This is a genomic window from Streptomyces pseudovenezuelae (genome assembly GCF_029892565.1).
Lineage (GTDB): Bacteria > Actinomycetota > Actinomycetes > Streptomycetales > Streptomycetaceae > Streptomyces > Streptomyces pseudovenezuelae_A.
Genome location: NZ_JARXVH010000034.1, coordinates 44,929 through 56,930 on the forward strand (window position 1 = coordinate 44,929; position 12,002 = coordinate 56,930).

Annotated in this window: 7 protein-coding genes and 8 pseudogenes; 8 read left to right on the plus strand and 7 right to left on the minus strand. The window is 68.3% G+C overall.

The window, feature by feature from the left end; all coding sequences use genetic code 11:
• Nucleotides 1–771: 771 nt before the first annotated feature.
• Nucleotides 772–1,371, plus strand: a pseudogene (locus M2283_RS48875) (HAD family hydrolase); the annotation flags it as partial.
• Nucleotides 1,372–1,405: 34 nt separating this feature from the next.
• Here M2283_RS48875 and M2283_RS52250 read toward each other — a convergent pair.
• Nucleotides 1,406–1,513 (minus strand): annotated as a pseudogene (locus tag M2283_RS52250) (IS21-like element helper ATPase IstB); the annotation flags it as partial.
• A gap of 48 nt (nucleotides 1,514–1,561) precedes the next feature.
• Here M2283_RS52250 and M2283_RS48880 point away from each other — a divergent pair.
• A pseudogene (locus M2283_RS48880) lies at nucleotides 1,562–2,169 on the plus strand (lipase family protein); the annotation flags it as partial.
• A 132-nt stretch (nucleotides 2,170–2,301) separates the two neighbouring features.
• On the opposite strand, the pseudogene M2283_RS52255 reads toward M2283_RS48880, so the two are convergent.
• Nucleotides 2,302–2,523: pseudogene (locus tag M2283_RS52255) on the minus strand (hypothetical protein); the annotation flags it as partial.
• A gap of 34 nt (nucleotides 2,524–2,557) precedes the next feature.
• Nucleotides 2,558–2,632: pseudogene (locus M2283_RS52260) on the minus strand (YnfA family protein); the annotation flags it as partial.
• A gap of 63 nt (nucleotides 2,633–2,695) precedes the next feature.
• Here M2283_RS52260 and M2283_RS48885 point away from each other — a divergent pair.
• Both M2283_RS48885 and M2283_RS48890 read left to right on the plus strand, forming a co-directional pair.
• Nucleotides 2,696–2,851, plus strand: coding sequence for a hypothetical protein (locus tag M2283_RS48885; protein WP_280883105.1), 156 nt, complete (start codon nucleotides 2,696–2,698; stop codon nucleotides 2,849–2,851).
• A gap of 249 nt (nucleotides 2,852–3,100) precedes the next feature.
• A complete protein-coding gene (locus M2283_RS48890) occupies nucleotides 3,101–3,616 on the plus strand; it encodes an ester cyclase (protein ID WP_280883095.1) in 516 nt (171 codons plus the stop codon).
• Nucleotides 3,617–3,629: 13 nt separating this feature from the next.
• Here M2283_RS48890 and M2283_RS48895 read toward each other — a convergent pair whose 3' ends face one another.
• Nucleotides 3,630–4,823, minus strand: coding sequence for an RNA-guided endonuclease InsQ/TnpB family protein (locus tag M2283_RS48895; protein ID WP_280883096.1), 1,194 nt, complete (start codon nucleotides 4,821–4,823; stop codon nucleotides 3,630–3,632).
• Nucleotides 4,824–5,421: 598 nt separating this feature from the next.
• Between M2283_RS48895 and M2283_RS48900 the strand changes: the two genes are divergently transcribed.
• The 4 genes and pseudogenes from M2283_RS48900 to M2283_RS48915 form a co-directional block, all read left to right on the plus strand.
• A complete protein-coding gene (locus tag M2283_RS48900) occupies nucleotides 5,422–5,934 on the plus strand; it encodes an AAA family ATPase (RefSeq protein ID WP_280883097.1) in 513 nt (170 codons plus the stop codon).
• Nucleotides 5,935–6,125: 191 nt separating this feature from the next.
• Nucleotides 6,126–7,636, plus strand: a pseudogene (locus M2283_RS48905) (NF041680 family putative transposase).
• 851 nt (nucleotides 7,637–8,487) lie between these two features.
• A pseudogene (locus M2283_RS48910) lies at nucleotides 8,488–8,747 on the plus strand (transcriptional regulator); the annotation flags it as partial.
• A gap of 307 nt (nucleotides 8,748–9,054) precedes the next feature.
• A pseudogene (locus tag M2283_RS48915) lies at nucleotides 9,055–9,299 on the plus strand (gfo/Idh/MocA family oxidoreductase); the annotation flags it as partial.
• 100 nt (nucleotides 9,300–9,399) lie between these two features.
• On the opposite strand, the gene M2283_RS48920 reads toward M2283_RS48915, so the two are convergent.
• The 3 genes from M2283_RS48920 to M2283_RS48930 form a co-directional block, all read right to left on the minus strand.
• On the minus strand, nucleotides 9,400–10,260 hold the full coding sequence (locus tag M2283_RS48920) for an ABC transporter permease (protein WP_280883098.1): 861 nt from the start codon (nucleotides 10,258–10,260) through the stop codon (nucleotides 9,400–9,402).
• Complete coding sequence (locus tag M2283_RS48925) at nucleotides 10,257–11,204, minus strand: ATP-binding cassette domain-containing protein (RefSeq protein WP_280883099.1); 948 nt, start codon at nucleotides 11,202–11,204, stop codon at nucleotides 10,257–10,259. Before M2283_RS48925 ends, M2283_RS48920 begins: the two co-directional genes overlap by 4 nt.
• Before the next feature lie 89 nt (nucleotides 11,205–11,293).
• Complete coding sequence (locus M2283_RS48930; RefSeq protein WP_280883100.1) at nucleotides 11,294–11,860, minus strand: GNAT family N-acetyltransferase; 567 nt, start codon at nucleotides 11,858–11,860, stop codon at nucleotides 11,294–11,296.
• Nucleotides 11,861–12,002 lie beyond the last annotated feature (142 nt).

The following is a 12,002-nucleotide window of genomic DNA, read 5'->3' on the forward strand; positions in this document are numbered from 1 at the left end:
TGCGGTCGCTGAGTGGACCCACCTCACGCTCACCGTGAAGCCACTCGACGTGGACGATCCCCTCACTTCGGTGGGGCGGGCTGAGCGACCGACCCGCCCAAGGGTCGTACCAGTTCCCCGCAGGCTGCGGCAATGACGTCCCGTACGTGTCGGGCGGCGGTCAATTCGATGCCGAGTTGCTGGAGTTGAAGGAGGAAGCGGCCGGTGTTACGCGCCCGGGGCAGCGCGGTGTCGCCTCTGGGCGCGGTGGCGAACAGGGGCGCGGGGGACGCGCAGCTCCGGCAACCGGGCCAGGCCCCGCGCGGCACGGGTGGCGCCGCAGACGCGGGCGCCGTGGTGACGGGCCATCTCACTCCCCACCCTCGACGGCCCCCTCCCGGGCCGGGCGACCCGCCTGATGTACAAGTCCACGGACTCGAACGGCGCCCCGGTCGCGGTCACCGGCGCGTACATCGAACCGGCGGCGACCTGGGTGGCTGCGTAACCCTCAACGACTGTCGTTTGTCGATGAGTTCGGGTGTCATTCAGGGGCCGGTGGGCCGGTGAATGTCGGCGAGTTTCGATGTCACCCGGGCGCCCGGACGGCTCACCGCCGGACTCTCTTCCTCCGTGGGGATCACAGCCGCGGGTTGAGTCTTGGCCCTGCCTGTTGAGCCTCACATCTGATGGTCTTGACCTTGCCCGAAGGTGAAGGCCGACAGTGTGCAGGGCAACCAAACCAGCGATCTCCGTGTTCTTGGCTCGGCCGGAGACTGGATGAGGAGACCTTGTATGGAATCGCTCTGCGTCATTCTCGACATCGGGGGAGTCCTGGAGATCACACCCTCGACGGGGTGGCTTCTTGAATGGGACGAGCGGCTCGGACTGCCGCCCGGGAGTGTGGACCAGCGGCTGGACGATGTCTGGCAGGCCGGCGCCGTCGGGACGATCAGCGAACCGGAGGCGCGGGCGCAGGTCGGTGCCCGGCTCGACCTTGCTGCTAGGCAGGTCGAGTCCTTCATGGCCGACCTGTGGGCCGAGTATCTCGGGACGCCGAACGTCGAGTTGATCGAATATGTGCGGGGGCTGCGGCCCCGTTGCCGACTGGGCATCCTCAGCAACAGCTTCGTGGGGGCCCGTGAGCTGGAGACAGCGATGTACCGGTTCGACGAACTGGTCGAGCAGATCATTTACTCCCACGAGATCGGCGTCTGCAAGCCCGACCCTCGGGCCTTCGAAATGACGTGTGCCCGCCTGGAAGTACGGGCGGCGGACTGTCTCTTCGTCGATGACTACGACGTCAACATCGACGCTGCTCGTGCCGCAGGAATGCAGGCTCACCTCTTCGAGGGCAACGAGCAGACCATCGCCCGCATCGCAGCTCACCTGGACGGCGCGGCTTCACTCGGCAGCCCTCATGAGGGCATCAGTAGACCCGAGACTGTTCTGCGCGTGCCCACGTCTGAGCAAGATGGTAGGAATCGGTTCCGGTCTCGATGATGGCCGCGTCGAAGGTGAGCCGGTCGACGATGGCCGTGCCATCCGCGCTCAACGACAAACGGCATCACGGCTCACCGACAGAGCCACCTGGAAGGGAGGCGGCCCGCGCCAGCTGGTCGCGGTGGCCCGGGCACGATGGGTCAGGGCGACCAGTGCGCCGCGTCCCTGGGCCTGGAGAACCCCCTGTCCCTCAACGGCCGTACGGTGTCGGTCGGTTACGAGAACGCGGCGATCCACCGTTTCCTGGCGACGGGCGCCGCGGTGGTCGTCACGGACTACGCCGGCCTGGGAGCAACGTACTGCCTCCACACGTACGTCAACCGTCTCGACGAGGCCCACGCGGTACTGGACGCGGTACGCGCCGCCCGCTCTCTCCCGGGCACCTCGGTCACCTCCGAGTCCCGGGTGGGCCTGTTCGGATACAGCCAGGGCGGCGGAGCCACCGCGGCGGCAGCGGAACTCCAGTCCTCCTACGCACCCGACATCACCCTCGCCGGCTCCTACTCGGGTGCCCCGCCGGCCGACCTGACCGCGGTCACGAAGGGGATCGACGGCAGCGAACCGGTAGGCGCGCTGGCCTGGTCGCTCAACGGCTTCCTCCAGTCGGGCCCGACGCGGAAACCGATAGCGGAGGCCCACCTGAACGCGACGGGCAGGGCGGCGATGACCGACCTGTCGCCGATGTGCGTGAGGGCCTCTGGTGGCGCGGTTCGGTGGAATTCCACTCCTGCGGCAGCGGACGGCAGAGATCAGCAAGGGCGTGGTCGCGAACGTGTGACGAAGATCGTGCAGGCGGGGCCTGCGGTGGCCTTCACCTGCGGTGATGTTCGCCGCGTCCAGCAGCTGGGCAAAGATGCGCGGGATGTTGTGGGCATCGAAGCGGGTGCCGCGGGTGGACACCAGGAAGGCGACCGTACTGGGGACGGGCCGCTGGAGGTCACGTTCCCGGGCGTCTTTCCGCAGCGCGGCGGCGGCGCTGGCATGCAGTGGAACCTGGCGCGACTTGCACGCCCTGCGTGAGGTCCGGGAGATCTTCTCCGGCAGCCACTGACCAGCCCGCCACCCAGCGAGGCCAGCGGCTGCGGGGCGCGTACATGATCACGGCCATCCCCGCGAGGCAGGCCAGAGTGCCGATGATGTCGTAACGGGCCGGCTCGGCCAGCAGGCCGCGCCGCTCGTAGTAGCGCACTCGGCGCCCGCGTCGGGCATCACCCGCATGGGTGCAGTCCCAGCCGCACGCGCGGAACAGTGGAGCTGGACCTTCCACCTCCAGGGACGCGGAACCGTCGTCGAGCAGTCCTGGCAACTCCTCCGCCTCGACCCGGTGCTGGGCACCACCCGCGGTGCCTCGACGCACGTCGCGACTACATGACGAACAGCGTCGAAACCACCCTGCTCCCCCGCGCTCAATGGATCGCCGAAGAGTGAGGCTCCGGGTGTGGCTGCGTCGGACGGTGGCGAGCACGAGCGACGCGCCTGGATCCGCATCACGGTGTGCCCTTCCTGGACCACTGGAGGGCCGAAGTTCAGGGAGAAGCATTCGCGCGGGCCTTGACGCCCCACGATTGCGATTACAGGTTCTAACGAACATGACAATATAAAACCATCAGCGGAGGCCGTCATGAACGTCGAAGGACACATCCCCACCCGCGCTGTCGTGAGGCTCCGCCGGACCAGACTCATCGCCCCCGCGGCGATCGCGGCTCTGGCCCTGACCATGTCGACCGCCGCGGCCAGTACGTCACCGCCATCAGGACCTGGCCGAACGGCGACCGCGAAGAACCCGAAGGTGATGCTCGATTCGTGGGTCCGGCTCTGGAACGGCGGCTACGGGCAGGCCCCGGGCATCATCTCGCCCGGCTTCCGGGTCCACGCCGCACTGCTCGACGGCGGTGACGGCAGCTCCATCCGAGGGGTGGATGGTCTGGTGGACATGGTCCGCCAGATACGCGCACCCTTTCCGGACCTGCGCTTCACCGTTGAAGTCGGCCCGCTGATCGACGGCCACCACGCGTCCCTGCGCTGGACGGCAACCGGTACCTACGCGGGTGGATTCCCCGGCGCCAAAGCCGAACCCGGGACTGTGGTCACGTTCACCGGCAACGACACGCTTCGCTTGACTTCCTCCCCCTCCTGAAGGAGGGGGATTCCTACGGCTCGCGCTGTAGGGGTTCCTGCTTCAACGCCGGCTGCCCGCCAGGAGAACTCCCGTGAGGTCTTACACCGGCTCCACAGGCCGAGACGGCCAGCCCGGCCGCCTTGATGGTGCGGGCCGCGTTGATGTCGCGGTCATGCACGACACCACAGGTGTCGCACGTCCACACGCGGACATTCAGCGCCATCTTCACCGCGACCGTGCCGCAGTTCCCGCACAGCTTGCTGCTGGGGAAGAAGCGGTCGACCACGACGAGTTCACGCCCATACCAAGCGCACTTGTACTCCAGCATCGACCGCAGCTGCCTCCAGGACGCGTCCGAGATGGCGCGCGCCAGTGTGTGGTTGTTCAGCAGGTTGCGGACGGTGAGGTCCTCGATCACGACCGTTTGGTTCTCACGGACGAGCCGGGTCGACAGCTTGTGCAGGTGGTCGCGGCGCCGGTCGGCGATCCGCGCATGCACGCGGGCAACCCGCTCGCGGGCCTTCTCCCGGTTCGCCGAGCCCTTGGCCTTGCGGGACAGTTCACGCTGCGCCCTGGCCAGCCTGGCGCGGTCACGCCGCTCGTGCCGGGGGTTGGTGACCTTCTCACCGGTGGACAGCGTCACCAGGGAGGTGATCCCGGCGTCGATGCCGACCACGTTCTTCGTGGCCGGAGCCGGGGTAATGCAGTCCTCGCACAGCAGCGACACGAACCAGCGTCCCGCCGCGTCACGCGACACGGTCGCCGTGGTCGGCTCCTGGCCCTGGGGCAGTGGACGCGACCAGCGGATGTCCAGGGGGCCGGCCATCTTCGCCAACGTCAGCCGTCCCTCACGCCACGTAAAGGCCGAGCGGGTGTACTCGGCCGACGCACGGGATTTCTTGCGGGACTTGAAACGCGGATACTGCGCACGCTGGGCGAAGAAGTTCCCAAACGCCGTCTGCAGATGGCGCAGCGCCTGCTGCAGCGGGACCGAGGACACCTCGGTCAGGAAGGCCAGCTCCCCGGTCTTCTTCCACTCCGTGAGTGCGGCCGACGACTGCACGTAGGAGATGCGGCGCTGCTCGCCGTACCAGGCCCGCGTGCGCTCTTCCAGCGCCTTGTTGTAGACCAGGCGCACGCAGCCGAACGTGCGCGACAACTCCGCCGCCTGCTCGCCTGTGGGGTAAAAGCGGTACTTGAACGCCCGCTTGACCTGCCGCGCCATACCTCACACCTTATCGGATTCCGTGTGATCGACAGTCCTCGGCCGGTGGACGACGCACGCCGGTCCGCCCGGACGGCGAACCGGCTTCCCCAGCCCTGCTTCGCAGGAGCTTCGTTTCCTCCCCCGGCTGAAGCCGGGGGTATCCACAAAGGAGAGCCCCGATGAAGCAGGTTCGTGGAGTACTGGCTCAACGCCGACACCCTGAGCCTGGTCACCCAACTCCAGGCAACCTGAACCGCACAGCGCCCGCCGTCGACCCAACATGCGGGCATGCCGATGACTTCGCCGAGGCCTGCGTGTTGGGGCTCGCGCTTGCGGCGACCACGGTCGCCGGAACGGCACGCGGCACGAGCACCGAGGCACTCGTCGCCGCCCTGGTCGGCATCGTCCTCATCCGACTACCAAATGGTCGCCGTCCAGAGCGGCGAGTGCACCGACGTCAGCAACGTCTCGACCACCGTCGGCGGATTGATCCACCAGTGCTGCGAAGTCGCGAGCGCGCTCGGCACCAAGAGGGGGCCCGACGTTCTTACGAAGGACCGCCTCAGACCCACGCTTGAAAGGTAGGACAAGCTTACGGCTCCGGCAGTATGAGCACATGCTCATCGTGATTGGCGGACTTCCCGGCACAGGCAAAACCACCCTGGCCCGACTACTGGCAGCATGCATCGACGCGGTCCACCTACGCGTCGACACCATCGAACAGGCCATCGTCCGCTCCGGCCTGGCACAGCACCCCGTCGGACCGGCTGGCTACGTCATCGGATACGCCCTGGCCGAGGAACATCTCCGGCAAGGACTCACCGTGATCGCGGAATCCGTGAACCCCCTGGCTGTCACCCGTAACAGCTGGCAGGGCGTGGGAACACGGGCCGCCGCCCGGGTCGTCGAAGTGGAAGTCATCTGCTCAGACCCGGACGAGCACCAAGACCGCGTGACCACGCGATCGATCGACATCCCTGACCTGCCGCTGCCCAACTGGCAGCAGGTTCTTAACCGCGACTACGAGCCCTGGGACCGGGAACACATCGTCATCGACACAGCCGGCCAAGGCCCGCAAGAGTCGCTCGCCTTGCTCCTCCATCATCTTGATCACCCCCGCGGACGCTAGTCGGAGTCAACGAAGGCTGACGAAACCGCGCCATGTCATGACCGGCTCAGGAACAGGCACTGACCTTGTCGTTTATGGTCCGGCGTCGAACGGGGCTCGAACTTGTTCGGTGTTTTCCCAGTTCACCAGATGAGTGAGGGGCGGCGGGCCGATCCTGTGCTGAGCGACAACGCAGCACGGAGGCCGGGATCGTGGGACTGGTCGAGCATAAGGCTCAACGAGACGCGTTGACGGTGGTGGCGGCGTTTCGGTCGGAGTTGTACGCGTGCCTGACCGCGCGGAGCGACGCTCTGTTCGAGCTGTGCGACGCATTGCTGTGCACCGACGGTCCGGTCCGCACCCTCGTGGACCTGGCGCTCGCTCCCGAACATCGGCGCGGGCACGGGGCGTTGTACTCCGGGATCAACCACGGTCGGATTGACGTTGCCCGGCTGCGGCGGGCACTGACCAGTGTCCCGCTTCCCCTGGCCAGCGACGGTCGGCTGGTGCTGGCGGTGGACGTCTCGCCGTGGTTGCGGCCGGACGCGACACCTCCTCGGACCGTTCCTTCTGCCATACCTTCGGCCGGGGCCTGGGCAAGCACCAGATGGTGCCGGGCTGGCCGTACTCGATCGTCGCGGCGCTGGAGACCGGCCGGACCTCGTGGACCGCGTTGCTGGACGCGATCCGGCTGGAGCCCGGCGCCGGCTTGGCCGCGGTCACCGCCAGCCAGGTCCGCGACGTAGTCGAACGCCTTGTGGAAGCCGGCCAGTGGCAGGCAGGTGCCCCGAACGTCTTGGTCGTCCTCGATGCCGGCTACGACGCGCCCTGCATCGCTCACCTCCTGAGTGATCTTCCCGTCGAGGTGCTGGGCCGGCTCCGTTCGGACCGAGTCATGCGCAAGCCCGTCCCCGTGCCGTGGATCTGCCCGCCGCAAGGTGGCCGCCCGCCCAAGCACGGAGGCGAGTTCGTCTTCGGTGACCCGGCCACGTGGGGCGAGGCCACCGCGGTCACCATCACCAACACCGACCGGTACGGGACCGCGACCGCACAAGCCTGAGACCGCCTCCACCCCCGGCTGACCCGACGGGCAGCGTGGCTCGACCACGCGGGCCCGTTGCCGATCATCGAGGGCACCGTGATCCGGTTGACGGTCGCGAAACTGCCCAGTGGCGGCGTGAACAAGCCCGTCTGGCTGTGGTGATCGGGCACCGGTGGCGCCACGGACGACGTCGACCGGTGCTGGCAGGCATTCCTGCGAAGGTTCGACGTGGAGCACACGTTTCGGCTGCTCAAGCAGACGCTCGGCTGGACCAGGCCCCGTCTGCGGGATTCGGAAGCGGCCGGCCGCTGGACCTGGCTCATCCTGGCCGCACACGCCCAACTCCGCCTCGCCCGCCCACTCGCACGCGACCTCCGACGGCCGTGGGAGGGGCCAGCGGAACCGAACAGACTCACCCCGGCCCGAGTGAGGCGAGGGTTCAGGAACCTGCGGGCGAAGACGGGCACGCCAGCCGGTGCACCGAAACCCACCCGGCCCGGTCCCGGTCGCCCGCTCGGTTCGAAGAACCGACAACCCGCCACGCGCTACGCCGTCGGACGAGTCCTCGCCACCGGCGACTCCTACGCCCGACCCGCGCACCACAAGCAAGGAACCAAGCCCCGGCGCACTGGCGAGACGACCCGCCCGACGCCTAATCCGGGGCGCGAAGCCGTCCCCTGATCTGGCATGCTGGCCCCGTGAACAACAAGCTCAGAAAGGACGATGCCGCGTAATCGGCCGTCCCAAGTCCGCGCCGCCGGACGTCACCCGAGGCGGCAGGCGCATGAAACACCAACGCCTGGGCTGCCGCGTGGCTCCGGCAAGCTTGCCGGAGCGGTTTCCCGCCTCGAACACGATCGCCTCTGGCCTGGGGCGATAGCCCAGGCCTTGCAGCAGTGGTCACAAACAGCCCACCGCCCCAGTCGTGCTCTCTCCGGCGGTTGCGGTTGCCCTTTGTGCAACCCCTTCTACACAACCGACGAGCGGGGAGTTCTGGAAGCGGCAATGCACGCTCTTCCGCCACAGGCGGCGCGTGAGCTGCGGCGTCTGGTGAAACCGCTCGACGACCTCTACATCGCCAAAACTTGGCCCGACCCCTCCACCTCGCCCGACGACGGATGGTGGGCAAGACGCTGTTGGGGATAGACCTGCGTCGATCCCTACCCCAGCACCGTTGCCTGCCCAGCGGAGTCGTTAAACGGCAAGCTGACGGAGGCGGGCAAGTGCTGCGGGGTGACGGGGGGCTTCACCCAAAGCCGGGTAGTTAGCGTTTTCGCTGGTCACGCAAGTGATTTGAAGGATTCTCGACGTAGGGCAACGGAGCTCATCGGTACAGGCACAGCTTGTTGTGTTCTGCCGTCTGCTCTGACGACTATCACCCGTACGGTCACTGTGGCCGCGGGACGGTTCGCTCCCGGGCATCTGGGCGGGCTGACCGCCGTTGGGCCGTTCGAGCTCGTCGACGTGGTCCGTGCGCAGACGAGGACGGTGCAGCGGCGGCTGTGTGATCTTCCGTCGCAGGTCGAGGGATCGTGTCCGTTCCGCTGTACCAGACCAAGGCCGAGTTCTTCCGGATGCTGGGGCATCCCGTACGGATACGGGTGCTGGAACTGTTACAGGACGGGCCGATGCCGGTGCGTGAGCCGCTGGCCGCGATCGAGGTTGAGCCCGCCGGCCTCTCGCAGCAACTGTCACTGACCTGATGGGAGCCGCGCGCCGAATCCTGACCGAGATGCTGTCCTGGCGGAACGAACTGCTGGCCGAACTGCGGGAAGTCGAGGTCCTCGCACGATGGCGTCAGCCTTCACCCGGATCCGGAGCCGGATCGTTGACCTGCTGCCGGGGACGGACAGATTGGGCCGGTGTGCGCCGTTACCCGCGCCGGGACCTTTTGGCCGGTCTCACGGTGGCGGTCGTCGCGCTGCCGCTAGCTCTCGGCTTCGCGAGTTGGTCTCGACAACCCTCGTGTTGCGCAGGAGGCCCTGTCCTCATGCACCCACCCGGCCAAGATCACCCGCCCAGGCACCCTGTTCGATCAGAACCGTCCTCACGATCGATAGGACTAGGGCTTCTGAGAACCGCGAAACGGTCCAGGCCGCGCCCCTGCGCTGCGGGACGCCTTCACCTCCGGGTCGGCGCCGGTGCACGACCGGTCGCGACTGCCGAGGGAGTTCGATCACGTGCCCAACGGCCATGAGGACAGCCACCACTTCCTCGTGGACGACTTCCTCACCGTCGTCAACGCCTGGGGCGCGGCCCGCTACCGGGGATCATCGCGCACGATTCCGCGCTGAAGAACGGGATCCGGCTGGAGATACCGGACTTCGGGGCGCGCCCGCCTGAGGCCGCGCGGCCCTGTGGCCCGCGGTCTCCCTCAGGTCGGTCCGCGCGTTGCCGATCTGCGCGCGGACCGACCAGCGGCACGCCCAGCACCGCGACGTTGCTCAGGGGCCGGGGCCGGAGCTGAACTTCTTGACGGCCCAGGGCAGGCAGAGGGCGATGATGACGGCACAGTAGGCGACGATGGAGAGAACCGGGTGCTCCAGTGGCCAGCTGCCGCTGGATCTCGTGCCCTGGGCGACCTGGCGGACGGCGGCGACGAGGACAGCGATCGGGTTGTACTCGGCGATCGTGCGCGGGATCGCCTGCATCCCGGAGATGGGGACGTAGGTGCCACCGAGGAACGCCAGCGGGAACACGATGCCGTAGCTGATGCCCTGGATGGCGGTGGGGTTGCGCACGATCGTGCCCAGGAGTACGCCGAAGGTCGTGAAGGCGAACAGTCCGAGCAGCAGCAGCGCGACCAGTTCGGACCCGGTGACGGCGTTCAGGTGCGGGTGCCAGCCGAGTGCGAGGCCGAGGCAGGCCACGACGGTCATGCTGGCGATCTGCTCGATGATCTGGGCCACGATCTGCGCGGTGATGACGGCGAGACGGGTGATCGGGAGGGACGTGAGCCGGTCCACGACGCCCAGGGAGAAGTCCGTGGCGGTCGCGACTCCCGCGCTGACTCCGCCGAAGGCGATGGACTGCGCGATCAGGCCGGGCAGCAGGTAGTCCTGGTAGCGCGTCCCGGGGATGTGAATGACGCTGCTGAAGACACTGACGAACAGGGTGGTGTTGAGGATGGGTTGGAGGCTAACGCCGCTGATGCGGGTGGGCACCCGGGCGGCGGTGCGCAGGCCACGGGCGACCAGCAGGGCGCTCTCGCGCAGGAAGCGCCAGGTGCGGAAGCGGCGCAGGAGCATCCGCTGGTGGGTCACCGGCCGGGGTGGGACCGGGCGCCGCGCAGCAGGCGTGGTCATGTCCTGTCCTTGGCCGGATGACCGGTCAGGGCCAGGAAGACCTCGTCCAGGGTCGGGCTGCGCAGGACGATTTCATCGACGCCCACGCCACTTTCCAGCACGGCCCGGGTGACTGCCTCCAGGTCCTCGGCCGCGTGCGGGGCGGGTACCTGGAGCAGCAGCCGTTCCGGAACGTCGGTGAGGGCGAACCGGGGTGCGAGGGTCTCCCGCAGCCGGGCGAACCCGTCGGCATCCGTGGTGGTGACGTCGACCCGCTGGTGGCCGACGCGGTTCTTGAGTTCGGCCGGGGTCCCGCTTGCCGTTGCCCGGCCGTGTTCGAGCAGGACGATCTGGTCCGACAGGGCGTCCGCCTCGTCCAGGTACTGCGTGGTCAGCAGAAGCGTGACGCCTTCGGCGACCAGTTCCCTGACGGTGGACCAGACGATCTGACGGCTGCGGGGGTCCAGGCCGGTGGTCGGCTCGTCGAGTACCAGCACGCGGGGTTGGACGACAAGGCTTGCCGCGATGTCGACGCGGCGGCGCTGGCCGCCGGAGAGCGACCTCACGTGTTGGTCGCGGAACTCACCGAGGTCGAAACGGTCCACGAGCCAGTCGGTGACCTTGACCGCCCCGCGCTTGCCGTGACCGCGCAGCCGCGCCATCAGCAGCAGGTTCTCTCGCGCGGTCAGGATGTCCTCCAGCGCGGTGAACTGTCCGGTCAGGCTGATCATGGAACGCACCACTGCCGGCTCGGCGGCGATGTCGTGGCCACACACCCGTGCGGAGCCGGCGGTGGGCCGGATGAGGGTGGCGAGCATGCGCACGATCGTTGTCTTGCCGGCCCCGTTGGGGCCGAGCAGGGATACCACCGTGCCGGCGGGTACGGTCAGGTCGAAGGCGTCGACGGCGGTGAAGTCGCCGAACGTCCTGGTGAGTTGGGCTGCCTCCACGGCAGGATTGGTCATGGGTACCGCTCTCCTCTGGCGGACACCACGTACCCGCGTTCCCTGCGTCGGAGCCAGCCCCCGTGCCGGAGCCGGACCGTGCCGCTGCCCTACGGACTCTGCAGGTCCTCGGGCAGCACTGCCGCGACCACGGCGTCCCGGCGCTGTCCGTCGGGGCCGGAGAGCTTTCCCCTCGCCGTCCCCTCGTGGCGGAAGCCCGCGCGCAGTCCGGCGTAGTGGACCGGGCTGTTCTCGAAGTCGGCGAACGCCTCGATCCGGGTCAGTCCCAGTTGCTCGAAGCCGAACCGGCAGACCAGGCGCAGGCCGGCCACCGCCGTGCGCAGGCGCCGGGCAGGCGCGTCGAGCAGGAACGCGATCTCCGCGCTCTGGTAGAGCTCGTTCACCGACAGCAGTTCCGCCTCACCGATGAAGGTGTCGCTGGCCTCGTCCGCCAGTACGAAGACCGCGCGCTGTCCACGCCACATGTCCGGCGCCGTGTCGATGAAGCTCTGGGCGTGGGCGGCCGTGTAGTCGGGGGGTACCGGCATGAAGCGGCGGACCCGGTCGTCACTGAACGCGCGGACCAGACCGGCCAAGTCGTCCTGGCGCGGCGCCCGCAGGCGTATACCGTCCCCGGTCAGCGTCGGAATCGTGTCGAAGGTGCCCGGAAGCCGCATGGAACAAACTCTCTTCTTCGTCGGTCGCCTGCACTGGCGCGGGGGGGGGGGCCGGGGGGGCCCCGCGGGGCCGCCCGCCGCCCGGCGGGGGGGGGGAATTAGGGGGGGCCATAGAACGGGTTGTGAGGGGGCGCCCCGCGGG

Coding starts and splice junctions, on each gene's coding strand:
- M2283_RS48885 (WP_280883105.1), top strand. CDS start 2,696: ATGGGTGCAGTCCCAGCCGCACGCGCGGAACAGTGGAGCTGGACCTTC.
- M2283_RS48890 (WP_280883095.1), top strand. CDS start 3,101: ATGAACGTCGAAGGACACATCCCCACCCGCGCTGTCGTGAGGCTCCGC.
- M2283_RS48895 (WP_280883096.1), bottom strand. CDS start 4,823: ATGGCGCGGCAGGTCAAGCGGGCGTTCAAGTACCGCTTTTACCCCACA.
- M2283_RS48900 (WP_280883097.1), top strand. CDS start 5,422: ATGCTCATCGTGATTGGCGGACTTCCCGGCACAGGCAAAACCACCCTG.
- M2283_RS48920 (WP_280883098.1), bottom strand. CDS start 10,260: ATGACCACGCCTGCTGCGCGGCGCCCGGTCCCACCCCGGCCGGTGACC.
- M2283_RS48925 (WP_280883099.1), bottom strand. CDS start 11,204: ATGACCAATCCTGCCGTGGAGGCAGCCCAACTCACCAGGACGTTCGGC.
- M2283_RS48930 (WP_280883100.1), bottom strand. CDS start 11,860: ATGCGGCTTCCGGGCACCTTCGACACGATTCCGACGCTGACCGGGGAC.